The sequence below is a fragment of the Mycobacterium sp. genome (assembly GCF_035570115.1).
In the GTDB taxonomy this organism is placed as follows: Bacteria; Actinomycetota; Actinomycetes; order Mycobacteriales; family Mycobacteriaceae; genus Mycobacterium.
The window spans coordinates 1-21,841 of sequence record NZ_DATMLH010000241.1; the positions used below are offsets into that span (position 1 = coordinate 1).

The 21,841-nt window shown below is 67.4% G+C and carries 21 protein-coding genes and 1 pseudogene; 6 read left to right on the forward strand and 16 right to left on the reverse strand.

The features are described from left to right. The 3 genes and pseudogenes from aroB to aroC form a co-directional block, all read right to left on the reverse strand. The coding region (aroB, locus tag VNW74_RS22040) for a 3-dehydroquinate synthase (protein WP_325680742.1) at window positions 1-969 on the reverse strand (969 nt) is incomplete at its 3' end. A 152-nt stretch (window positions 970-1,121) separates the two neighbouring features. After that, window positions 1,122-1,640, reverse strand: a pseudogene (locus tag VNW74_RS22045) (shikimate kinase); the annotation flags it as partial. A 6-nt stretch (window positions 1,641-1,646) separates the two neighbouring features. Then, on the reverse strand, window positions 1,647-2,861 hold the full coding sequence (aroC, locus tag VNW74_RS22050; RefSeq protein ID WP_325680796.1) for a chorismate synthase: 1,215 nt from the start codon (window positions 2,859-2,861) through the stop codon (window positions 1,647-1,649). A gap of 266 nt (window positions 2,862-3,127) precedes the next feature. Here aroC and VNW74_RS22055 point away from each other — a divergent pair, with 266 nt between their 5' ends. Beyond that, window positions 3,128-4,162 (forward strand): ferredoxin reductase, encoded by a 1,035-nt coding sequence (locus tag VNW74_RS22055; protein WP_414686746.1) that lies wholly within the window; start codon window positions 3,128-3,130, stop codon window positions 4,160-4,162. Between the two features lie 15 nt (window positions 4,163-4,177). Continuing rightward, complete coding sequence (locus VNW74_RS22060) at window positions 4,178-5,386, forward strand: fatty acid desaturase (RefSeq protein WP_325680746.1); 1,209 nt, start codon at window positions 4,178-4,180, stop codon at window positions 5,384-5,386. Between the two features lie 13 nt (window positions 5,387-5,399). On the opposite strand, the gene VNW74_RS22065 is transcribed toward VNW74_RS22060, so the two are convergent. The 7 genes from VNW74_RS22065 to VNW74_RS22095 all read right to left on the reverse strand — a co-directional run bounded on the left by VNW74_RS22065 (window position 5,400) and on the right by VNW74_RS22095 (window position 12,075). Further along, entirely contained in the window at window positions 5,400-5,807 is a 408-nt protein-coding gene (locus VNW74_RS22065; protein WP_325680748.1) for a hypothetical protein, read from the reverse strand. Window positions 5,808-5,874: 67 nt separating this feature from the next. Beyond that, the gene (locus tag VNW74_RS22070; RefSeq protein ID WP_325680750.1) at window positions 5,875-6,297 is read right to left on the reverse strand and encodes an A24 family peptidase; all 423 of its coding nucleotides are present in this window, start codon (window positions 6,295-6,297) and stop codon (window positions 5,875-5,877) included. A gap of 10 nt (window positions 6,298-6,307) precedes the next feature. Further along, a complete protein-coding gene (locus tag VNW74_RS22075) occupies window positions 6,308-7,117 on the reverse strand; it encodes a shikimate dehydrogenase (protein ID WP_325680752.1) in 810 nt (269 codons plus the stop codon). Next, a complete protein-coding gene (mltG, locus tag VNW74_RS22080) occupies window positions 7,095-8,336 on the reverse strand; it encodes an endolytic transglycosylase MltG (protein WP_325680754.1) in 1,242 nt (413 codons plus the stop codon). Before mltG ends, VNW74_RS22075 begins: the two co-directional genes overlap by 23 nt. Next, a complete protein-coding gene (ruvX, locus tag VNW74_RS22085) occupies window positions 8,329-8,826 on the reverse strand; it encodes a Holliday junction resolvase RuvX (RefSeq protein WP_325680756.1) in 498 nt (165 codons plus the stop codon). The genes mltG and ruvX overlap by 8 nt, the downstream gene beginning before the upstream one ends. Further along, window positions 8,827-11,538: an alanine--tRNA ligase gene (gene alaS / locus VNW74_RS22090; protein WP_325680758.1), complete on the reverse strand. Its 2,712-nt coding sequence runs from the start codon at window positions 11,536-11,538 to the stop codon at window positions 8,827-8,829. It abuts the gene before it with no gap. A gap of 147 nt (window positions 11,539-11,685) precedes the next feature. Continuing rightward, window positions 11,686-12,075 carry a secondary thiamine-phosphate synthase enzyme YjbQ gene (locus tag VNW74_RS22095; RefSeq protein ID WP_325680798.1) on the reverse strand — a complete coding sequence of 130 codons (390 nt, stop codon included), beginning with the start codon at window positions 12,073-12,075 and terminating at the stop codon, window positions 11,686-11,688. Window positions 12,076-12,259: 184 nt separating this feature from the next. On the opposite strand from VNW74_RS22095, the gene VNW74_RS22100 reads away from it, so the two are divergent. Beyond that, entirely contained in the window at window positions 12,260-12,886 is a 627-nt protein-coding gene (locus VNW74_RS22100) for an antibiotic biosynthesis monooxygenase (RefSeq protein ID WP_325680760.1), read from the forward strand. A gap of 175 nt (window positions 12,887-13,061) precedes the next feature. Next, window positions 13,062-13,682, forward strand: coding sequence for an antibiotic biosynthesis monooxygenase (locus VNW74_RS22105; RefSeq protein WP_325680762.1), 621 nt, complete (start codon window positions 13,062-13,064; stop codon window positions 13,680-13,682). 87 nt (window positions 13,683-13,769) lie between these two features. Here VNW74_RS22105 and VNW74_RS22110 read toward each other — a convergent pair whose 3' ends face one another. From VNW74_RS22110 to VNW74_RS22125, 4 genes are all read right to left on the reverse strand, one after another. After that, window positions 13,770-14,105, reverse strand: coding sequence for a hypothetical protein (locus tag VNW74_RS22110; protein ID WP_325680764.1), 336 nt, complete (start codon window positions 14,103-14,105; stop codon window positions 13,770-13,772). 76 nt (window positions 14,106-14,181) lie between these two features. Continuing rightward, window positions 14,182-15,105 (reverse strand): CoA ester lyase, encoded by a 924-nt coding sequence (locus tag VNW74_RS22115; RefSeq protein WP_325680766.1) that lies wholly within the window; start codon window positions 15,103-15,105, stop codon window positions 14,182-14,184. A 13-nt stretch (window positions 15,106-15,118) separates the two neighbouring features. Beyond that, a complete protein-coding gene (locus VNW74_RS22120) occupies window positions 15,119-16,303 on the reverse strand; it encodes a CoA transferase (protein WP_325680800.1) in 1,185 nt (394 codons plus the stop codon). Then, window positions 16,303-17,652 carry an LLM class flavin-dependent oxidoreductase gene (locus tag VNW74_RS22125; protein WP_325680768.1) on the reverse strand — a complete coding sequence of 450 codons (1,350 nt, stop codon included), beginning with the start codon at window positions 17,650-17,652 and terminating at the stop codon, window positions 16,303-16,305. The genes VNW74_RS22120 and VNW74_RS22125 overlap by 1 nt, the downstream gene beginning before the upstream one ends. 69 nt (window positions 17,653-17,721) lie before the next feature. On the opposite strand from VNW74_RS22125, the gene VNW74_RS22130 reads away from it, so the two are divergent. Continuing rightward, window positions 17,722-18,372, forward strand: a complete 651-nt coding sequence (locus VNW74_RS22130) for a GntR family transcriptional regulator (protein WP_325680770.1) — start codon at window positions 17,722-17,724, stop codon at window positions 18,370-18,372. Here the strand turns inward: VNW74_RS22130 and VNW74_RS22135 are convergent. Further along, window positions 18,369-19,712: a replication-associated recombination protein A gene (locus VNW74_RS22135; RefSeq protein WP_325680771.1), complete on the reverse strand. Its 1,344-nt coding sequence runs from the start codon at window positions 19,710-19,712 to the stop codon at window positions 18,369-18,371. The genes VNW74_RS22130 and VNW74_RS22135 overlap by 4 nt on opposite strands. Window positions 19,713-19,825: 113 nt before the next feature. Here VNW74_RS22135 and VNW74_RS22140 point away from each other — a divergent pair, with 113 nt between their 5' ends. Then, complete coding sequence (locus tag VNW74_RS22140) at window positions 19,826-20,872, forward strand: hypothetical protein (RefSeq protein WP_325680773.1); 1,047 nt, start codon at window positions 19,826-19,828, stop codon at window positions 20,870-20,872. 63 nt (window positions 20,873-20,935) lie between these two features. Here VNW74_RS22140 and VNW74_RS22145 read toward each other — a convergent pair whose 3' ends face one another. Continuing rightward, on the reverse strand, window positions 20,936-21,772 hold the full coding sequence (locus VNW74_RS22145) for a DUF3097 domain-containing protein (RefSeq protein ID WP_325680775.1): 837 nt from the start codon (window positions 21,770-21,772) through the stop codon (window positions 20,936-20,938). Between the last annotated feature and the right edge of the window lie 69 nt (window positions 21,773-21,841).

A 21,841-nucleotide genomic window follows, 5' to 3' on the forward strand; every position in this document is an offset into this window, starting at 1 on the left:
CTTGTCGCCGGCCATGTACTCCAGGAGTTCCGGCAGGGCGTCGGCGTCATAGCCGACCGGCAGCCCGAGCGAGGCCAGGATGCTGCGGTGGCGGTCGGCGGTGGCGTCGTCGAGCCGCCCGGCCAGCCGGCCCAGCTCGGCCGCGAACACCAAACCCACCGATACCGCAGCGCCGTGGCGCCAAAGGTAGCGTTCCCGGCGCTCGATGGCGTGGCCCAAGGTGTGGCCGTAGTTGAGGATTTCGCGCAGCTGCGATTCTTTCTCATCCGCGGCCACGACCTCGGCCTTGACGGTGATCGCGCGCCGGATCAGCTCCGGCAGCACGTCACCCGACGGGTCCAAAGCCGCCTGCGGATCCGCCTCGATCCGATCCAGGATCACCGGGTCGGCGATGAAACCCGCCTTGACGACTTCGGCCATACCGGCCGCGATTTCGGTGCCCGGCAACGTCTGCAAGGTCGCCAGGTCGACCAGCACGGCGATCGGCTGGTGAAACGCACCGACCAGGTTTTTACCGGCCTCGGTATTGATACCGGTCTTGCCGCCGACCGCCGCGTCCACCATGCCCAGCAACGTGGTGGGCACGTGCACGATCGACACCCCGCGCAGCCATGTCGCCGCGGCGAAACCGGCGACGTCGCTGGCGGCCCCACCGCCGAGGCTGACCAAAGCATCCTTGCGGCCAATGCCTATGCGGCCCAGCACTTCCCAGATGAACCCGACGACGGGCAAGTCTTTACCAGCCTCGGCGTCCGGGATTTCGATGCGATGCGCGTCGATACCCTTGTCCGCCAGGCGGGTTCGGATCTCCTCGGCGGTCTGCGCCAGTACCGGCTGATGCAGGATCGCGACCCGGTTCCGGCCGGCGAGCAGTCCCCCGAGCTCGTCCAGCACGCCGGTGCCGATCACCACCGGGTAGGGCGGGTCGACGGCCACCTGCACGGTGACCGGTGCGTCGGCGTTGGTCATTTGTCGGCCTCGGCACTGCCGTGTCTGCGGGCCGCGGCCAGTGCCGCCGGCGTGGCGGGGGTGGGCGGCGGCCCGGTTGGAGTCTCGGCTTCGGTTGGGCTCAGCGAGGACGGCGAGCGTCGCCACGGTGGACGGCGACGGCCGCGCCCCGTGTCCCCGGGTTGCAGGTCTCGCAGCCGGCACACGATGTAGCGGACGACGGCGCCGGGATTACGACGGTTGGTGTTCACCCGGATGGTGGCGACCTGGCGGTACACCGGAACGCGTTGCGACATCAGCGCGCGGTACTTCTCGGCGCGGTCCGGGCCGGCCAGCAGCGGCCGCACGGTGCTGCCGCCGGTGCGACGCACCCCTTCGGCGGCGCTGATTTCCAGGAAGATGACGGTGTGACCGGCCAGCGCGGCGCGTACTCCGGGACTGGTCACCGCGCCGCCACCGAGCGACAGCACGCCGTCATGCTCGGCCAGCGCAGCGCGCACCACCTCTTCTTCGATACGACGGAACTCCTCCTCGCCGTCGGTGGCGAATATGTCGGCGATACGGCGTCCGGTCCGCGCTTCGATCGCCACGTCGGTGTCGAGCATCGTGACGTTGAGCGCCTTGGCCAGCCGTCGCCCGATCGTGGACTTACCCGATCCCGGGAGTCCAATTAATACGGCCTTGGGCGCCATGAGCCACTATCCCCCTACAGACCGAGCCGGGACTTCGGCGACGGGTTCGCGGTCGGCGACCGAGCGCAGGTATGCCTCGACGTTGCGGCGCGTCTCGGCCAGCGAGTCGCCGCCGAATTTCTCCAGCGCCGCGCGAGCCAAGACCAGCGCAACCATGGTTTCGACCACCACACCGGCGGCCGGCACCGCGCACACGTCGGAACGCTGGTTGATCGCGACGGCCTCGTCACCGGTCGCCATGTCGACGGTGGCGAGCGCGCGCGGCACGGTGGAGATCGGCTTCATCGCCGCCCGCACCCGCAGCGGCTGGCCATTGGTCATGCCACCTTCCAGACCACCGGCCCGGTTGGTCGAGCGGACCACGCCGTCGGGGCCGGGGTACATCTCGTCGTGGGCGCGGCTGCCGCGGCGGCGCGCGGTGGTGAACCCGTCGCCGATCTCGACACCCTTGATCGCCTGGATGCCCATCACCGCCGCGGCGAGCTGGCTGTCGAGCCGGTTGTCGCCGCTGGTGAACGATCCGAGCCCAACTGGTAGGCCCACCGCGACGGCCTCCACCACACCGCCGAGGGTGTCGCCGTCCTTCTTGGCGGCTTCGATCTCGGCGATCATGGCTTGCTCGGCCACCTTGTCGAATGCCCGCACCGGGCTGTCGTCGATCGCTTCCAGGTCGCCGGACTGCGGCGGCGGGCCCTCGTAGGGCTGTGATTCGCCGATCGAGATGACGTGGGACAGCACGTCGACTCCGAGGGCTTGCCGCAGGAAGAGCCGGGCCACGGTGCCGGCCGCGACGCGTGCCGCGGTCTCGCGGGCGCTGGCCCGCTCGAGCACGGGGCGGGCGTCGTCGAAGCCGTACTTGAGCATGCCGGCGTAGTCGGCGTGGCCGGGCCGCGGCCGGGTCAACGGGGCGTTACGGGCAACGTCGAGATCGGCTTGGTCCACCGGGTCGGCGGCCATCACCGTCTCCCACTTCGGCCATTCGGTGTTGCCGATCTCGATAGCGATCGGGCCGCCCATTGTCACGCCGTGCCGCACGCCGGCCAGCATGGTGACGTCGTCGCGCTCGAACTTCATCCGTGCGCCGCGACCGTAGCCGAGCCTGCGGCGGGCCAGCTGGAACCCGATGTCCTCGGAGGTCAGGCTGACCCCGGCGACCATGCCTTCCAGCACGGCCACCAGCGCCCGGCCGTGGGATTCACCGGCAGTGGTCCATCGCAACACGTGTCCCATCTTCCCATGACCGGAGTAGACGAGGAAAAGCGTCGCGCTCGCATCTGGCTGTTCACCCGATTGAGGCCTCGACTTGGGTTTGGTTACCGCTGAGTAGGGTAAGCAGTCTGTGATCACAGTCACAGCGCCCCGCGCGGGGCGCACGAGTGGAAGGCGGCCCCTTGTCTACGCCGCTGAAAAATCTGGTGCGCTGGGCCAGATCGCCCGCTAGAGATGTGGACTCTGCCTCAGGGGCGTGGGTCAACATGGTTCGAGGATTGGCTACCCGAGCAACGACACCGCTGCTGCCGGATGACTACTTGTCGTTGCTCAACCCGCTTTGGTCAGCACGCGAGCTGCGCGGCGAGATCGTTGCGGTCAAACCTGAAACCGACGACACGGCGACGGTCGTCATCCGGCCGGGCTGGGGGTTTTCCGGTGACTATCGTCCGGGCCAATACGTCGGCATCGGTTTGCGCGTCGAGGGTCGTTGGCACTGGCGGTCGTATTCGCTGACCTCGGTTCCCGAGCACGGGGGCGGTGATATCTCGATCACCGTGAAGGCCACACCCGAGGGATTTTTGTCCGCCCATCTGGTCAACGGCGTCGAACCGGGCACCATCATTCGGCTGGCATCGCCCAAAGGCGACTTCGCGCTGCCGAATCCTCCCCCGCAAGCACTTCTGTTCATCACCGCCGGCAGTGGCATCACACCCGTCATGGCCATGCTGCGATCGTTGCGGACCCGGGGTCAGTTCCCGGACATCGTGCACGTGCACTCGGCAGGGTCGCAGGAGGCGGTGATTTTTCACGACGAACTGCGCGAAATCGAACAAGAGCAGCGAGGCTACCGACTGCATCTTCAGCTCACCGAGACCGACGGCAAGGTCGATTTCGACGAACTCGACAATATCGTCGCCGACTGGCGGGACCGTTCGGCGTGGGCATGCGGACCCGCGGCCATGCTCGACACGGTCGAAAAAGTGTGGCGGGACAACGACGTCGATGACGCGCTGCACATGGAGCGATTCAGTATCGCCGCCACCGACAAAGGCGGTGAAGGTGGCACCGTGACATTCGCGATCTCGGACAAGAAAATCGAAATCGACGGTGCGACATCGATTCTCGAGGCGGGCGAGAAGTTGGGCATCCAAATGCCCTTCGGTTGCCGAATGGGTATCTGTCAGACCTGCGTACTGCCGTTGGAAGACGGCCACATCCGCGACGTTCGTTCAGGCCAGGAGCACGGGGCCGGCGATCGGATACAGACATGCATTTCGACCGCATCCGGCAACTGCACTATCAAGGTTTGAGAGGGAACCCGTCTAATGGCTATCACTGATATCAAGGCGTACGCGCATCTGAGCCCGCAAGACGTCGAGGATCTGGCCGCCGAGCTGGACGCTATCCGCGCCGACATCGAAGAATCGCGGGGCGAACGCGATGCGCGGTATATCCGCCGCGCAATCCAGTTGCAGCGCGGGCTCGCGGCATTCGGCCGCTTGGCGCTGTTCGCGAGCAGCAGCAGAATCGCGCGCCTGGCGGGTATTGCCAGCTTGGCGTCGGCCAAGATCATCGAGAACATGGAATTGGGCCACAACATCATTCACGGCCAGTGGGACTGGATGAATGACCCCGAAATCCACTCCACCGAGTGGGAGTGGGACACCGCCTGCCCGTCGTCGCAGTGGAAACACTCGCACAATTTCGTGCACCACAAATACACCAACGTCGTCGGTCTGGACAGCGACGTGGGTTACGGCATCATGCGTGTGACGCGAGACCACCGCTGGGCGCCGTGGATGATCGGCAATCCCGTCTACAACTTGCTTTTGGGCACGCTGTTCCAGTGGGGCGTTGCGCTGCATCACGTCGAGACCGACAAGATCCGGAAGAAAGAGAAGACGTGGGCCGAGGCACGCAAAGACCTACGCATCATGGGCACCAAGATGGGCAAGCAGGCTGGCAAGGATTACATCGTCTTCCCGGCCCTGGCCGGCAGTAACTGGAAGCACACGCTCAAGGCGAACGCTATCGCCAACCTCATCCGAAATTACTGGGCCTACATGGTCATCTTCTGTGGGCACTTTCCCGACGGTGCCGAGAAATTCACCCGGGAGAGTTTCGAAGAGGAGACCCGCGGCGAGTGGTATCTGCGCCAGATGTTGGGCTCGGCGAATTTCAACGCCGGCCCGATCATGGCGTTCATGAGCGGGAACCTGTGCTATCAGATCGAGCACCATCTGTTCCCCGATCTACCCAGCAACCGGTACGCCGAGATCGGCGTTCGAGTGCGCGCCGTGTGCGAGAAATACGACCTGCCCTACACGACGGGGCCGCTGCTGCGGCAGTACTGGCAATCTTTCTGGACCATCTTCAAACTGGCGTTGCCCGACAAGTGGCTGCGTCGGACATCCGACGATGCGCCGGAAACCCACTCCGAAAAGAAGTTCTCCGGGGAGACGCCACCCGAATTCGACGGTAAGCGTTATGGATTGCGTAGCGCGCTCAACGGCCGCCGCGCCGCGGCGGCCTAGCCCGTCTCAGCCGCTACCGTTGCCACGCGGTGAGTTGCCAGACACCCAGCACCAGCATGGCCGCTGCGGCGTCGGCAAGCGCCCAGTTGCCCGCGGCGCTCAACCCCAGCCACCCGAACCATGCCGCCGCGGCGGTGATCGGCGCCAGCAAGAAATTGGTCACTACGAAACCGGCCACCAGCCCACGTGACACCCGGCGAATTCGGTTCAGGCCGAGCAGCATGACGGGTCCAAGGATCACGAACGACAAACCGCCGACGAGGAGCACCGTGCCGGACACCTGCCACCAGTGAGCCAGTGGTCCGCTCAGCGCGGCGACGACCGCGCCCGCGGCGGTCCAGAAGACGAGGTCGGCGCGAAGAGATCGCCGGCGCGCGGAGTCGGTGTGGCGAGGGTTGGCTGAAATCGATGTGCTTGTCATGCCCAGATGGTCCGGCCAGACGCGCTGCCGACTCCAGTAACGGCACTGCCAGACGCTGCCAATCGGGTCAAGGCAGCAGCACCAGGCTCACCGCCACGACGCTGGCCAGGCACATCGACGGGCCGTGCGGCACTGATGGCCCCGAGCGGCGAAGCACGGCGACCACCGCCGTCGCCGCCGTCAGCAGCGGAGCGCCGAGCGCCGCCAGCAACCACACGTCGCCGCCGAAGCAGCCGGTCAGGGCACCGAGCCCGAGCGCGAGCTTGACATCTCCGGCGCCCATCGCCGTCGGCCATGTCAGGTGCACCAGCAGGTAGACGGCACCCAGCGCCGCGGCGCCCAGCGCTGCGGCCGCGCCGTGGCCCGAGCCGGCCGCGGCGAGCATGATCACCGCGAATCCCGGGAGTGTAAGCCAGTTGGGCAGCCGGCGGCGGCGGACGTCGTAGGCGGTCAACGCGGCCATCCACAGCAGCGCGGCCACCATCGGCATGCGCGGCACGCTAATGCAACGCGGCGATCATCGCCTCTCGCGGCGCGGGCAGCCCTGTGAATTGCTCAACCTGCGCGAACGCCTGATGCAGCAGCATCTGCAGGCCGCTGATCACCCGGCCACCCGCGGCGGCCACCGCCGCGGCCAGCGGTGTCGGCCACGGGTCGTAGATGGCGTCCAGCAGCACCGGCGCGCCGGCGAAGACGTCGCTATAACGCCCCGCCACGTCGGCCGGCAGCGTGCTGACCAACACGCCCGCGGCCGTCACCCGGTCGGCGACCGCACCGCCGTCCAGGTCGCAGAACCGGGCCGCCGCGCCGACCCGGGTCGCCAGCTCCACCAAACGGGCGGCCTTGTCCGGGTTGCGGGCCACCACGGTGATATCGCCAACGCCCAACTCGGCCAAGGCCACAATCGCCGCCGGGGCGGTGCCGCCCGACCCCGACACCACCGCGCGACCGGTCACCGTGCCCAACAACGCACCCATCACGCCGTCGATGTCGGTGTTGTCGGCGCGCCAGCCGCGCGGCGTTCGCAGCAGGGTGTTGGCCGACCCGACCAGCTTGGCCCGATCGGTGCGCTCGTCGGCGAAACGCAGCGCGGCGAACTTTCCCGGCATCGTCACCGAGACGCCAACCCACTCCGGCCCGAACCCGTCGACCACAGCGGGCAGTTCCTCGGCGCCGCATTCGATGCGCTCGTAGGTCCAGTCGGCCAGGCCCAGCGCGCGGTAGGCGGCCAGATGCAGCTGGGGAGAGCGTGAATGCGCGATCGGCGAACCGAGGACGCCGGCTTTCCTAACGCGCGGAGTCGAGGACACCGTTGCGTTTGGCCAACTCGATGTTCGCCAGATGCTGTTGGTAGTCGCGGGTGAACAGCGTCGTGCCCTGCGAGTCGATGGTGACGAAGTACAGCCAGTCGCCGGGCTCGGGATGCTCGGCGGCTTTGAGCGCATCAGTGCCCGGCGAACAGATCGGCGTGGCAGGCAGCCCCTCGGAAACGTAGGTGTTCCACGGCGTTTGCTGTGCGCGGTCGGCGTCAGTGGTGGCCACTTCGCGACGATCCAGCGGATAGTTCACCGTCGAGTCGAACTCCAGGGTGCGGTGCTCGGCCAGCCGGTTGTAGATGACGCGGGCAACCTTCGGGAAGTCCGGTGGTTTGGCCTCACGCTGAACCAGCGACGCGACCGCCAGGACGTCATACGGCGACATGTTCATCGCGGTTGCGGTCTCCAGCAGACCCGATTTCACATACTGCTCGGTGCTCGAGCTGATCAGCGCCTCCAGGATCGTCTGGGGCGAACCGGACGGGTTGACGTTGAACGTGCCCGGCGCGATCAGGCCTTCGATCCGTCGGTGTTCGGCGCCCATCCGGGTGACCGGCTCGACCGCCCATGCCGGCACCGACAGCGAGGCCAGCGGAGTCTTTTCGGCCGCCGTCCGCAGATCGTCCGCAGAGACACAGCGGTTGTCGCCGTCCAGCTCGACGCAGGTGGCCTTGGAGATCATGGTGAAGATTCCGGGCGTCACGTCGTTCGTTTTGACGTCGGTGGTGTCGTCGAGCTGTTGCCCCTCGGGAATGACGACCTTGCCCACCCGAGTCTCGGGATCGGCGAGCCGCTTCACCGCGTTCGACGCGGGAATTTCGGTGCGCATGCGGTAGTAGCCGGGCTGGATAGACGAGATCGCGTCATTGCCTTCGGCGGCCTCGACGAACGCTTTGACGGTGCGGACTACATCGCGGTTCTGCAACGTCTCGCCGATCGCGGTGGTCGAGTCGCCGGCGTGGACCTGGATTACCAAATCCCTTTTGCCATCACCGGCATAGTCGTTCTGCGGGCCCAGGGTGTGCCACAGCTTCGAGCCGACGAACACTGCCGCCAAAACCACGACCATGAGTAGGGCGACGGCAAATCCAAGCACGATGCGGTGCCGACGACGGCCACGCTCGGCGCGGATCCGCTCGGCGCGCGACCGCACCCGACGCGGCGGTCCAACCGCCACGGGTTGGGCGCGGGGCCGCCCTTGGTCGTCAGACACCCTTGACCTCCCCGGGCAGCATGGTACGACGTTCATCGAGCCAACCCTGCAGGATCGCCACCGCCGCTGCCTGGTCGATGACCCTACGCTGACTCTTGGCCCGCACCCCCGCCTGGCGCAGTGATCGTTGCGCGCTGACGGTCGTCAACCGCTCGTCGGCCAGCCGCACCGGTGTCGGCGCGATCCGGCCGGCCAGCGCGCCGGCCAGCTCGATCGCGTCGCGGGCTGACGGGCCGGTGCGGTCGGCCAGGGTTCGCGGCAGCCCTACCACAACCTCGATCGCGTGCAGCTCGTCGACCAGTTCGACCAGCCGTCGCAGATGCTTGCCCGACCGGTCGCGGCGGACCGTTTCCACCGGCGTGGCCAGGATGCCGTCCGGATCGCTGCACGCCACGCCGATGCGCACACTGCCCACGTCGATGCCGAGTCGCCGTCCGGGTCCAGGATCGTCCCCGCCGGGCCGATCCGGCAGACGGTGTGAAGAGTCCACTCAGCTGACCCGCGCTATCTCTGATCGGAGCGCAGCGAGTGCGGCTTCTATGCCCGACGGATCCTTGCCCGAACCCTGCGCGAGGTCGGCCTTGCCACCGCCCCGACCGTCGACGGCTCCGGCGAGCTGTTTGACCAAGTCGTTCGCCCGGAGGCCCAAGTCCTGGGCGGCCGGGTTGGCCGCGATCGCATAGGGCACGCTGCCGCCTTCACCCTCGGCGATCAATGCGACCACTGCCGGGTCCCTGCCGAGCTTGCCGCGGATGTCGCCGACCAAAGACCGCAGGTCGGCGGCCGACATCCCGGCCGACATCCGCTGCGCCACCAGACGGACGCTACCGATGCGCTGCGCACCGGCAGCGGCATTGACCGCGGCCGCCCGCGCCGTCGCCAGCCGGGTGCGTTCGATTTCCTTTTCCGCGGCTTTGAGTCTTTCGACCAGGTTCGCCACCCGGGCGGGCACCTCTTCGGAGGGCACCTTCAGTGTCGAGGCCAGCCCGGCCATCAGCGCACGCTCCTTGGCCAGATGGCGGAACGAGTCCAGCCCGACGTAGGCCTCCACCCGACGCACGCCGGAGCCGACCGACGATTCACCCAGGATCGTCACCGGGCCGATCTGCGCGGAGTTGTGCACATGCGTGCCACCACAGAGCTCCAGCGAGAACGGGCCACCGATCTCCACCACACGCACTTCGTCCGGGTAGGCCTCGCCGAACATGGCCATCGCACCCATCGCCTTGGCTTTCTCCAGCTGCTCGGTGAAGGTGTGTACTTCGAAGTCGGCCTGCACGGCCTCGTTGGTCACTTCCTCGACCTGCGTGCGCTGCTCGTCGGACAGCGGGCCCTGCCAGTTGAAGTCGAAGCGCAAGTACCCCGGACGATTCAGCGATCCGGCCTGAACAGCGTTGGGGCCCAACACCTGTCGCAGCGCAGCGTGCACCATGTGGGTACCCGAGTGCCCCTGGGTGGCACCCTTGCGCCAGGCCGGGTCCACGGCCGCCACCACAGTGTCACCCTCCACGAATTCGCCGGACTCGACGTTAACCCGATGCACCCAAAGGGTCTTGGCGATCTTCTGCACGTCGGTCACCGCGGCCCGGGCGCTCTCGCCCGCACCGGTGCCGCTGATGGTACCGGCGTCGGCAATCTGCCCGCCCGACTCGGCGTACAGCGGTGTGCGGTCCAACACGAGTTCGACGTGATCGGCTCCCGCTGACCCTGCCAACCCTTCTGCGCCGTGGGCTACTACCGGCACCCGCTTGCCGTCGACGAAGATGCCCAGGATCCGGGCCTCCGACGTCAACTCGGTGAAGCCGGTGAACTCGGTGGGCCCGGCATCGACCAGCTCGCGATACGCGGTCAGGTCGGCGTGAGCGTGTTTGCGCGCTGCGGCATCGGCTTTCGCGCGGCGACGCTGCTCGGCCATCAACTCCCGGAACCCGGCCTCGTCAACCTGCAGGCCGGCCTCGGTGGCCATCTCGAGGGTGAGCTCGATCGGGAATCCGTAGGTGTCGTGCAGGGTGAACGCATCCGATCCGGACAGCACGTGGGCGCCGGATGCCTTCGTGGCAGCGGCCACCTCGTCGAACAGCCGTGAACCGGACTGCAGCGTCCGGTTGAACGCGGTCTCCTCGGCCACCGCGATGCGCCTGATCCGGTCGAAATCGGTCACGAGTTCGGGATACGACGGGCCCATCGCGTCACGCACGGTGGCCGTCAGGTCGCCGACGATCGGACCCTCGACGCCCAGCAGCTTGGCCGAGCGGATCACCCGGCGCAGCAGCCGGCGCAGCACGTAGCCGCGCCCATCGTTGCCGGGGCTGACGCCGTCGCCGATCAGAATCGCCGCGGTGCGGCTGTGGTCGGCGATAATGCGGTAGCGCACATCGTCGTCGTGATTGCCGACGTCGTAGCCACGCGGCGCGCGCGCGGCCACCATGTCGATGACCGGGCGCAGCAGGTCGGTCTCGTAGACGTTGTGCACACCCTGCAGCAGCACCGCGACCCGCTCGACGCCCATGCCGGTGTCGATGTTCTTGCGCGGCAACGCACCCCTTATCTGGTAGTCCTCCTTGCTGGTGCCTTCGCCGCGCTCGTTCTGCATGAACACGAGGTTCCAGATCTCCATGTACCGCTCTTCGCTGGCCAGCGGACCGCCCTCGGGACCGTACTCCGGGCCGCGGTCGTAGTAGATCTCCGACGAGGGACCGCACGGCCCGGGAATGCCCATTGACCAGTAGTTGTCGGCCATGCCGCGGCGCTGGATGCGCTCGGCGGGCAACCCCGCGATTTCCGCCCACAGCTGCGCCGCTTCGTCGTCATCCAAATAGACTGTGGCCCATAGCCGTTCAGGATCGAATCCGTAACCACCCTCGGCAACGGAGCTGGTCAACAGGGTCCAGGCCAATTCGATGGCGCCGCGCTTGAAATAGTCGCCGAACGAGAAATTGCCGGCCATCTGAAAAAACGTGTTGTGCCGGGTGGTGATCCCGACTTCGTCGATGTCGGGCGTGCGGATGCATTTCTGGATGCTGGTCGCCGTCGCATACGGCGGGGTGCGCTGGCCCAGGAAGAACGGCACGAACTGGACCATGCCGGCGTTGACGAACAGCAGGTTGGGATCGTCGAGGATCACCGAGGCGCTTGGCACCTCGGTGTGACCCGCCTTCACGAAATGATCCAGGAACCTCTTCCTGATCTCATGTGTCTGCACTTCTCCGCTTCCTTTTGGCTCTTCCTGTCAGGCGACCTGCCCAGCCAATTTCCACCCTATTAGGGGGCCTATTCGACCGCATTACAGTACCGGTCCGGTTGCCCACGCCTGAACACTCAACGAACCGCACCGCGGGGCGGCGCCCGTTCACCCGTTGAGAAAACTCAACCGCACCGAGCGCCGCGGATTGTCCCGGTTGAGATCGACCAGCACCACGCTTTGCCAGGTGCCCAGCTGCGGTTCGCCGCCCTCTACTGGCAACGTGATCGACGGCGCAACGATGGCCGGCAGCACATGATCGGCGCCGTGACCATGCGAGCCATGCGCGTGCCGGTAGCGGTCGTCACGCGGCAACAGCCGTTCCAGGGTGTCGACGAGGTCGTCATCGGAACCCGCCCCGGTCTCGATGATCGCCACCCCCGCCGTCGCGTGCGGGACGAACACGTTGCAGAGACCGTCGCCGCACGGGAAGCAAAATGCGCGCACTGATTCGGTCAAATCCACGATGCAACGACGCGTGGTGTCCACCTGCAGCACATCGGTATGCATCGCACAAGCCTAAGAGGCGTGCTCCGTGACCTGCCATCTCAAGCGGTCCATCCTCAGCAAATGCACGGTTTAACCATCGCTAGCCCATTGCCACCGCTGATCCGGCGGAGGAGGGTGTTGGTTGAACCGGTGGCGCCACCGGGGCGCCGCCCCGAGAGGGAAGGGGTGAGCCGTGTACGCGCGCTCTACCACTATCCAGGCGCAACCATCGTCCATCGACGCCGGCGTTGCGCACGTCCGCGAAGCCGTGCTACCGCGAATTCAGGAGGTCGACGGATGCGTCGGCTTGTCATTGTTAGTCGACCGGGAGACCGGCCGGTGTATAGCGACCACCGCGTGGGAGACCGAGGACGCGATGCGCGCCAGCGCCGAGCCCACACGACCGGTTCGCGATCGAGTGGCCGGAGAGTTCGGCGCCGTCGGTAGCGCGACGGTCGACGATTGGGAAATCGCGGTGCTGCACCGTGATCACCGCGCTGGTGAAGGCGCCTGCGCGCGAGCGATCTGGGTCAAATTGCCGCCAGATCAACTCGACGCGGGCATCGAGTTCTACAAGATGTCCGTCCTGCCCGACCTCGAGGCACTCGACGGGTTCTGCAGCGCGAGCCTGCTGGTGGATCGTGCATCCGGGCGCGCGGTGACCTGCACATCCTTCGACAGCCTCGACGCGATGCAACGCAGCCGGGAACAGGCGACGGCCTTGAAGAACACGAAGATATTGGAAGTGGGCGCCGAGGAGCTCGACGACGGCGAGTTCGAGCTCCGACTCGCTCATCTGCGGGCGCCCGAGCTGGTCTGATCGATCGGAGCGGCGGTAGACCGGCCGACTGGCCGCCGGCCGGTACTGCCTTGCGCGAATCCCGAACAAGCGCAGCGGCGTTGCCCATTGCCATCGACAATCCGCCAGAGGAAGGTGATTGGTGGGACCGGTGGCGCCACCGGGGCGCTGTCCCCGACTAAGGAGGCCTTGTCTCGTGTATGCGCGCTCAACCACTATCGAGGCGCAACCGTCGTCCATCGACGCCGGGATCGCGCACGTTCGCGATGTAGTCATGCCGGCACTCCAAAAAGTCGACGGCTGTCTTGGTGTGTCGTTGCTGGTCGACCGCGGCTCCGGTCGTTGCATCGCGACCAGCTCGTGGGAGAACGAACAGGCGATGCGCGCGAGCGCCGATGGGATCCGACCGGTTCGCGATCAGGCGGCCCAGACGTTCGGCGGTAGCCCGACGGTCGACGAATGGGAGATCGCGGTTCTGCACCGCGACCACCCCTCCGGTCCGGGTGCCGGCGTGCGGGCCACCTGGCTCAAAGTGCGGCCCGACCAATTCGACCGGGCCATCGCGTTCTACCGGGAGTCGGTGCTGCCCGCGATCGAAGAGCTCGAAGGTTTCTGCAGCGCGAGCCTGATGATCGACCGCAACTCCTGGCGGGCGGTGTCGTCGTCGACGTTCGACAGCCTCGACGCGATGGAGCGCAACGGGGACCAGGCCCGGTCGCTACGTACCGCCAGGCTTCGCGACCTCGGCGCGGATCAATTCGACGTCGGCGAGTTCGAATTGGCAATCGCCCACCTGCGGGTGCCCGAGCTGATCTAGCCGCGTCGTCTTTGCTTCACCGAGATCGACGCTAGAGCAGCTTTTCGCGAAATTTCTTGCGCTGGCGTCGATCTCGGCGTAGCGCTATTACGGCAACGAGTCGCCGGGGAAACCGCGGCACGGGTGCACCTCGAAGGTGAACACCCCGGCTTGCACACCGGGATCGTCGCTCATGAGCGCGACGGTCTGATCGACCGTCCCGGTGAACACGCCGACTCCGCAGACGTCGGAGCCATCGGTGACCGGTAGCACCACCGCGAGCACGCCGGCGTCGCGTAGCCCGAAGTTGCGCCGGCCGTGCTCCCAGATGACCGCCGGCGCCGCGTCGTCGCTAAAGCTGGGGCCTCGTTTGAGGATGACAACGTTGTACTCCTTGGTGGCCGGTAACAAGGCATTCATCTCGTCGTCGGTGAAAGTTTTCATCGGCCGCCCTTCCGTGGATTGCTAACGGCGCCCGCCGAGCGTCACGCTGGTGTGGCGGCGGCCGTCGAACGTCACGCTAGCGTGACGACGGGCCGCCGTTCGCGATTAGCGCGGCGCGCGCCAGCGTTGCCTGGGCCATCTTCACGTGTGCGGCGTCGACCAGGACGCCGTTGACACCGACCGCGCCCAGCCCCTTCGCCTCGCCTTCGCGATAGGCGGCGACGTTGCGCTCCGCCAGCGCGATCTCCTCATCGGTGGGCGCGTACACCTTGTTGGCGACCGGGATCTGGGTCGGGTGGATCGCCCACTTGCCGGTGTATCCCATCAGCGACGCCCGTCGGGCGTCGCGCTCATAGCCGTCGAGATCGTGGTAGTCCGGATACGGCGCATCGATCGCGTCGATGCCCGCGATGCGCGCCGCGACGAGCACCTTGTTGCGGGCATAGGCCCAGAAGTCGCCGGGGTATTCGCCGAGCGGGTCGAAGTTGGTGTCCACCCGGGCACCCTGCGACAGCGAGAAGTCGCCGACACCGAAGATCAGCGCGTCCAGCCGCGGACTGGCCGTTGCGATCTCCTCGGCGTTGGCAAGTCCCTCGACCTCTTCGATGAGCACTTCGAGGCGGATCGGGCGGGACAGGCCGAGCTTGGCCTCCAGCTGGGTGAGCAGTACGTCGACCCACCAAACATCGCGCGCCCGTAGCGCTTTCGGGATGATGATGGTCTCGAGGTTCTCTCGGGCGTTGGTAACGACCTCGACGATGTCGTCGTGGCACCACTGGGTGTCGAGCCCGTTGATGCGGATGGCGCGAACCGTGTGCCCCCAGTCGAGCTCGTTGAGCGCCTTGACGGCCTTAGCGCGGGCCGCCTCCTTGTGCGCCGGCGCGGTGGCATCCTCGAGGTCGAGGAAGACGAGGTCGGCGTCCGACGCCGCGGCATGGGCGAACATGTGGTCGTTGGCTGCAGGCACGGCCAGTTCGGAGCGGCGCAGCAGGGATGTCATCGGGTTGTTCCTCTCACAGCACGCCGCGGGCATGCAGGTCGTTGATTTCGCCGCCGCGCAGGCCCAGCAGTTCGCCGTACACCTCGGCGTTGTGCGCACCGATCCGAGGGCCCAGATGCTCGACCCGGCCGCTGGCCGCCGAGAACCGCGGCACGGGCGCTTGGACCGTCATGGCACCGAGTTCGTCGTCGCCGACCTTGACGAAGACTTCGCGATGCGCCAGCTGTTCGTCGGCGACGAGGTCGGTGATGTCGTAGACCGGCGCCGCGGCCACTTCGGCGGCGTCGAAAATCTCCATCGCCTCGGCCAGCGTCTTGGTGGCCACCCAGTCGGCGACCACCTGGTCGACCTCGCGGGCCCGCGCCAGCCGCCGCTGGGGGTCGGAGAAGTCGGCGTCGTCGACCAGGTCGGCGCGTCCGATGGCCCGAAACACCCGCAGCGCCAGCTGTGGTGAGCTGCCCGACATCGCCAGCCAGCGGTCGTCGGCGGTGCGGTAGGTGTTACGCGGCGCCGAGATGTCCCAGCGGTTACCCGCCCGCGTCGGCACCAGCCCGAGTTGGTCGTAGCCCAGCAGCGTCTGTTCCAGCAGCCGCGCCAGCGGATCGATCAGGTTGATGTCGATCAGCTGGCCGGACGCCCCATGCACGTCGCGGTGGTAGAGCGCCATCATCACCGCGTAGGCGGCGTTCAGCGACGCCACCCCGTCGGCCAGCATGAACGGCGGCAGCGTGGGCGGTCCGTCGGCCTGGCCGGTGATGTTGGCGAAGCCGCTCATCGCCTCGCCGAGCGTCCCGAAGCCGGGCCGCTCGCTCTTCGGGCCGGTCAGCCCGTAGCCGGTGATGTGCAGCATGACGATTCGGTCGTTGACCGCACGCAGCGCCGGATAGTCCAGCCCCCACTTGCGCAGCGTCGCGGGCCGGGTGTTGACGATCAGCACGTCGGCGTGTTCGACGAGGCCGCGTAGCAGCGCCTGGCCTTCGGCGACGCGCATGTTCAGGGTGATCGAACGCTTGTTGCGCGACAACGACTTCCACATCAGCCCGACGCCGTCGATCTGGTTGCCCCAGGTGCGGATCGGGTCTCCGCCGTCGGGTTGCTCGATCTTGATGACGTCCGCGCCGAACTCGCCGAGGTAGGTGGCGGCCAGCGGTGCCGCGGCCAGCGTGGCGGCGTCGAGAACCCGGATGCCTTCGAGCATCATGCTCCGACGGGCGCACAAACCGGCCGTTGCAGGCCGAGGTGCTCGCGCAGGGTCGTGCCGTCATAGCCGGTGCGAAACAGGCCGCGCCGCTGCAGCTCCGGAACCACCATCCGCACCACGTCTTCGAACGCGCCGGGCAGATGTGTTGCGGCCAAGACGAACCCGTCGCAGGCGCCGCCGTCGAACCACTCCTCCATCTGATCGGCGACCTGCGTGCCGGTGCCGACGAACCGCGGGCCCTGCAGCAGCGTGGCGCGGTGGCCGGCCAGGTCGCGCAGCGTGATGGTGTCGCCGATGTGCGCGCGCAGGTTCTGCACCAGTCCGCGGATGCCAGACACCGATTCGATGAGCTCGTCGGTGATCGGGTCGTCGAGCTGGTGTTGGGAGAAGTCGTAGTTCATCAGCTCTGAGAGTAGGGTCAGCGACGCCATCGGGTGAACCAGGTCGCTGAGAAACACCTGTTCGCGCTGTTTGGCATGGTCCTCCGACTCCCCCACCACGGCGTAGGCCATCGGGCAGATCTTGACCGACTGCGGGTCGCGGCCGGCGGCGTCGATGCGCTCCTTCTGGTCGGCGTAATGACTGCGGGCCACCTCGATACCCGGATCGCCGGTGAAGATCAATTCGGCCCAGCGCGAAGCGAATTCACGCCCGCGACCGGATGAGCCGGCCTGGATGATCACCGGCCGACCCTGCGGGCCGCGCGGCACCGTCAACGGCCCGCGCACCGAGAAAAACTCCCCGTCGTGGTTGAGCTCGTGCACCTTCGTCGGGTCAGCGTAAATGCCTTCCACCCGGTCGTGCAGCACCGCGTCGTCTTCCCAGGTGTCCCACAGGCCGACGACGGCATCCATGAACTCCTCGGCCCGGTCGTAGCGTGCGTCATGGCTCAAATGCGTGTTCAGGCCGAAATTCTGGGCTTCGCTGTCGTTGACCGACGTGACGACGTTCCAGGCCGCGCGGCCACCCGACAGATGGTCCAGGGTGGAGAACGTCCGGGCCACGTGGTACGGCGGGTAGTAGGTGGTCGAGCCGGTCGCACCGAGACCGATGCGCGACGTCGCCTGCGCCAGCACGCCCAGCACGATGGACAGGTCCAGCTTCACCGGCCGTGCGCCGTATTTCACCGCGTCGGCGACCGAGCCGCCGTAAATACCGGGCATCGCCAGCCGGTCGTCGAAGAACATCAGATCGAAACAACCCTCTTCGAGCTGCCTGCCGATCTTGGCGTAGTACGAGGCGTCGAGGTAGCCGTGCTCGGTGGCGGGATGCCGCCACGAGCCCGCGTAGACCGAGGTGCTGCCTGCTTGCATGAAGGCGACGAGCGCCATTTGTCGTGTGGTCATCTCTAATGTGTAACATCTGATATATTAGATTTCAAGTGTTAGATTCACGATTGCCCTAAGGTCATCCGTATGCCCAACGACGTCGACATCGCCGGCACGGTGCGCGAGCGCGCTGCGCGCGAGCTGCGCGACCGCATTCTCACCGGCGCGCTGCCTGCCGGCACCCGGCTCGACCTCGACGCCATCACCAAGGAGTTCGCCACCAGCCGCACACCGGTACGCGAGGCGTTGCTCGAGTTGTCTTACGACGGACTGGTGCGCGTGGCGCCACGCAGCGGCGTCACGGTGATCGGCATCAGCCCCGAGGACGTGCTGGACAGTTTCACGATCGTGGGTGTGCTGACCGGGCAGGCCGCGGCATGGGCCGCGCGGCGGGTCACCCCGGACGACGTTGAGCGGCTACGCGCACTGGCGACCGACGTCGAGTCCCACTCCGGAGAGGGCGCCATCGTCGGCGCGAATTGGCAATTTCACCGGGCGATCCATCGCGCGGCCCATTCGCGGCGATTGATGGCGCAGATCCGCCAAGCCGTCCGCGTCGTGCCGTCGAACTTCTTGGCGATGTTCCCTGAGCACGAGCACCACGCGTTGGAGGATCACCAAGCGCTGGTGTCGGCGCTCGCCGACGGCGACGCCGAGAAAGCCCGCAGCATCGCCGAGCGCCATGTGCTCGACGCGGGTCACTCACTGGCCAGCCGGCTGGGGCAGGCGAGCGGCTAGCCGCGCTTGCGCCGGATGATCGCCCGCAGCCGCTCGAGTCGACCGGCCAGCTCGCGCTCCGCGCCGTGGCCGGTGGGGCGGTAGTAGTCCACGCCGACGAGCTCGTCCGGTGGATACTGTTGCGGCACAACACCGTCCGGGTCATCGTGCGGGTAGCTGTAGCCCTGCGCGTTGCCCAGCGCCGCCGCGCCCGAATAATGGCCGTCGCGCAGCTGCGGCGGCACCAGCCCGGCCTTCCCCGCTTCGATGTCGGCCATCGCCGCACCCAGCGCCGCGGTGACGGCGTTCGACTTGGGCGCGCTGGCCAGGTGCATCGTGGCGTGCGCCAGTGTCAACTGGGCTTCGGGCATCCCGATCAGTTGCACGGTCTGCGCCGCGGCGACGGCGGTCTGCAGCGCGGTGGGGTCGGCCATGCCGATGTCCTCGCTGGCCAAGATCATCAGCCGTCGCGCGATAAATCTCGGGTCCTCACCGGCGACCAACATTCTGGCCAGATAGTGCAATGCGGCGTCGACGTCGGAACCGCGCACGGACTTGATGAACGCGCTGATGACGTCGTAATGCTGATCGCCGTCGCGGTCGTAGCGGACCGCGGCCTTGTCCACGGACTGCTCGACGGCCTCGACGGTGACCTGCTCCCCCGCCTCGGCCGCGACCTCCAGCGCGGTCAGCGCACGTCGGGCGTCTCCGGCTCCGAGCCGCACCAGTAGCTCGACGGCGTCGGGCTCCGCGGCTTGCCCATTCAGCCCGCGGGGGTCGTCGATCGCGCGCTGCACCACTGTGCGGATGTCTTCGGCGCTCAGCGGCCGCAACTGCAGGATCAGCGACCGCGACAGCAGCGGGGCGACGACGGAGAACGAGGGATTCTCGGTGGTGGCCGCCACCAGCAGCACCACCCGGTTCTCTACCGCCGACAACAGCGCGTCCTGCTGAGTTTTGGAGAACCGGTGGACCTCGTCGATGAACAGCACGGTCTGCTCGCCGTGGGCGGCGGCGCGACGAGCCACGTCGATCACCGCGCGGACTTCTTTGACCCCGGCCGACAACGCCGACAGCGCCTCGAACCGCCGGCCGGTGGCTTGCGAAATCAGCGCGGCCAGCGTGGTCTTACCGCTGCCGGGCGGCCCGTAAAGGATGACCGACGCCACGCCCGAACCCTCGACAAGGCGCCGCAGCGGCGAGCCGGGTTGCAACAGGTGGTCCTGTCCGACCACCTCGTCCAGACTGGCCGGGCGCATCCGCACGGCCAACGGCGCAGCGGCCGAACCGCCCGGCGCGCGTCCGGTCAAGCCGGTCGGGTCGGGGACGTCGAACAGACCGTCGGACACGGTTTCAGGCATACCACGCCACCTCGACGCGACTCGCGATGTTCGGGTCGCAGCGGGGCCGCCGAATACTTGCTAAGTTCGCTGAGGCATACGGCAGAACTCCACCACACGAGGCAGGAGCGGCTATGAGCCGACCCCCAGAGCACCCCGGCGGCCCGAGCGATCCGTGGGGCGCTAACCCCAATCCCGGCAACTACCCACCGCCCGGCTACGGCCCGCCTCCAGGACCGCCTGCCGGGCCACCACCGGGCTATGGGCCACCTCCGGGACCGCCACCCGGCTATGGCCCACCTCCGGGGCCGCCGCCGGGGTACGGCCCGCCTCCACCCGGGTATGGTGGGCCGCCACCGCCGCCGCCCGGCTACGGGCCGCCGCCGGGCTACGGGCCGCCTCCCGGCTACGGGCCGCCGCCTGGGTACCCGTCCCAGCCCGGCTACCCACCGCCCCCGGGCCAGCATTTCAGCATCGGTGATGCGTTCCGGTGGGCCCGGAATAAGTTCGCCAAGAATCCTTTACCGCTGATCGCCGCGACCTTGGTGTACGGGTTGGTCGGAGTGATCCTGCACGCGCTGGTGTTCGTGTTGCTGGGCGGCGCCAACGCCAACACCACCGATGTCGGCGACGACTACGGCGCATCGTTTACGGCCAGTTTGGGCACCGCCGGCACTCTCGTGCTGTCGATCCTGTCGTTCGTCTACGGCATCTTCGTGCAAGCGGGCTTCTTGTCCGGTGCGCTCGACCTCGCCGACGGCAGGCCGGTCAGCGTCGGTTCCTTCTTCAAGCCGCGCAACTTCGGCAATGTCATCCTGGCCGGTGCGCTGCTCAGCGTGATCAGCGCGATCCTGGATTCGCTGTCGCTGCTCCCCGGCGCGATCTTCGCCCTGTTGGCGCTGGTGGCGATCGCCGTGTTCACCTTCTTCGCGCTGTTCACGATCGCCTTTGCAACCGATCACGGCCTGTCACCGATCGACGCGCTGAAGGCCAGCTTCACCACGGTCCGGTCGGACATCGGCAGTACGCTGCTGTCCTTCCTGGTGCAAGGCCTTTTGGTGCTGGCCGGCTTCTTCGTCTGCGGCGTCGGCATCCTCGTGGGCGGCCCGCTGGCGTTGCTGGTCCAGGTCTACACCTATCGCCGGCTTTCCGGTGGCCAGATCGCGCCGCTGACCCCCTGAGCCCGCGGGCTCCTCGCATCGACCCGCTGCGCCCGTCTTCGCCGCGGTTGCGATCGCCGCGGGTCACGGCTGCGTGACGAAGTCGATCAGCTCCTCTACCCGGCCGATCAGCGCTGCGTCGAGATCCGTCCAGTCGCGCACCCGGCCGCGGATGCGCCGCCATGCCGCGGCGACGTCGGCCGGGCCGGCGTGCGGCCAGCCCAGCGCCTGACATATCCCGTGTTTCCAGTCGGTGCCACGCGGCACAACCGGCCACTCTGACAGACCCAACCGGGCCGGTTTCACGGCCTGCCAGATGTCGACGAACGGATGCCCGACCACCAGCGTGTGCACGCCGCCCGGGCCGCGGCGTACCGCTTCGGCCAGTCGCGCTTCCTTTGACCCGGACACCAGGTGGTCGACGAGCACGCCGAGCCGTCGCTTGGGGCCCGGGCGGAATTGCTCGACGACGCCGACGAGATCGTCGACGCCACCGAGATATTCGACCACCACGCCCTCGATCCGCAGATCATCGCCCCACACCTGCTCGACGAGCTCGGCATCGTGGCGGCCCTCCACATAGATCCGCCCGGCACGGGCTACCTGGGCGCGGGTTCCGGTCACCGCCACCGAACCCGACGACGTGCGGGTGGCGCCGGTGGGTGACGGTCGTCGCGGCGCGGTCAGGATCACCGGTTTGCCGTCGACGAGATAGCCCGGTCCGATCGGGAACGGCTTAGTGCGGCCGCGTCGGTCCTCGAGCTCCATTCGGCCGTATTCGACACACACCACTGCCCCGACATAGCCCGTCTGCGCGTCCTCGACGACCATGCCGAGTTCTATTGGCAATTCAACCGAGCGGATCTTGCGCGCGCTGTGCGGGTCGCGGGCCAGCACGTCAGGGCCGTAGCGATCATCCACTCGAGCGATCCTAGGAAAGAGAACGTCCGAAACCCGGTTACGCCACTCGGTCGGCGTTGAATCGGGCTG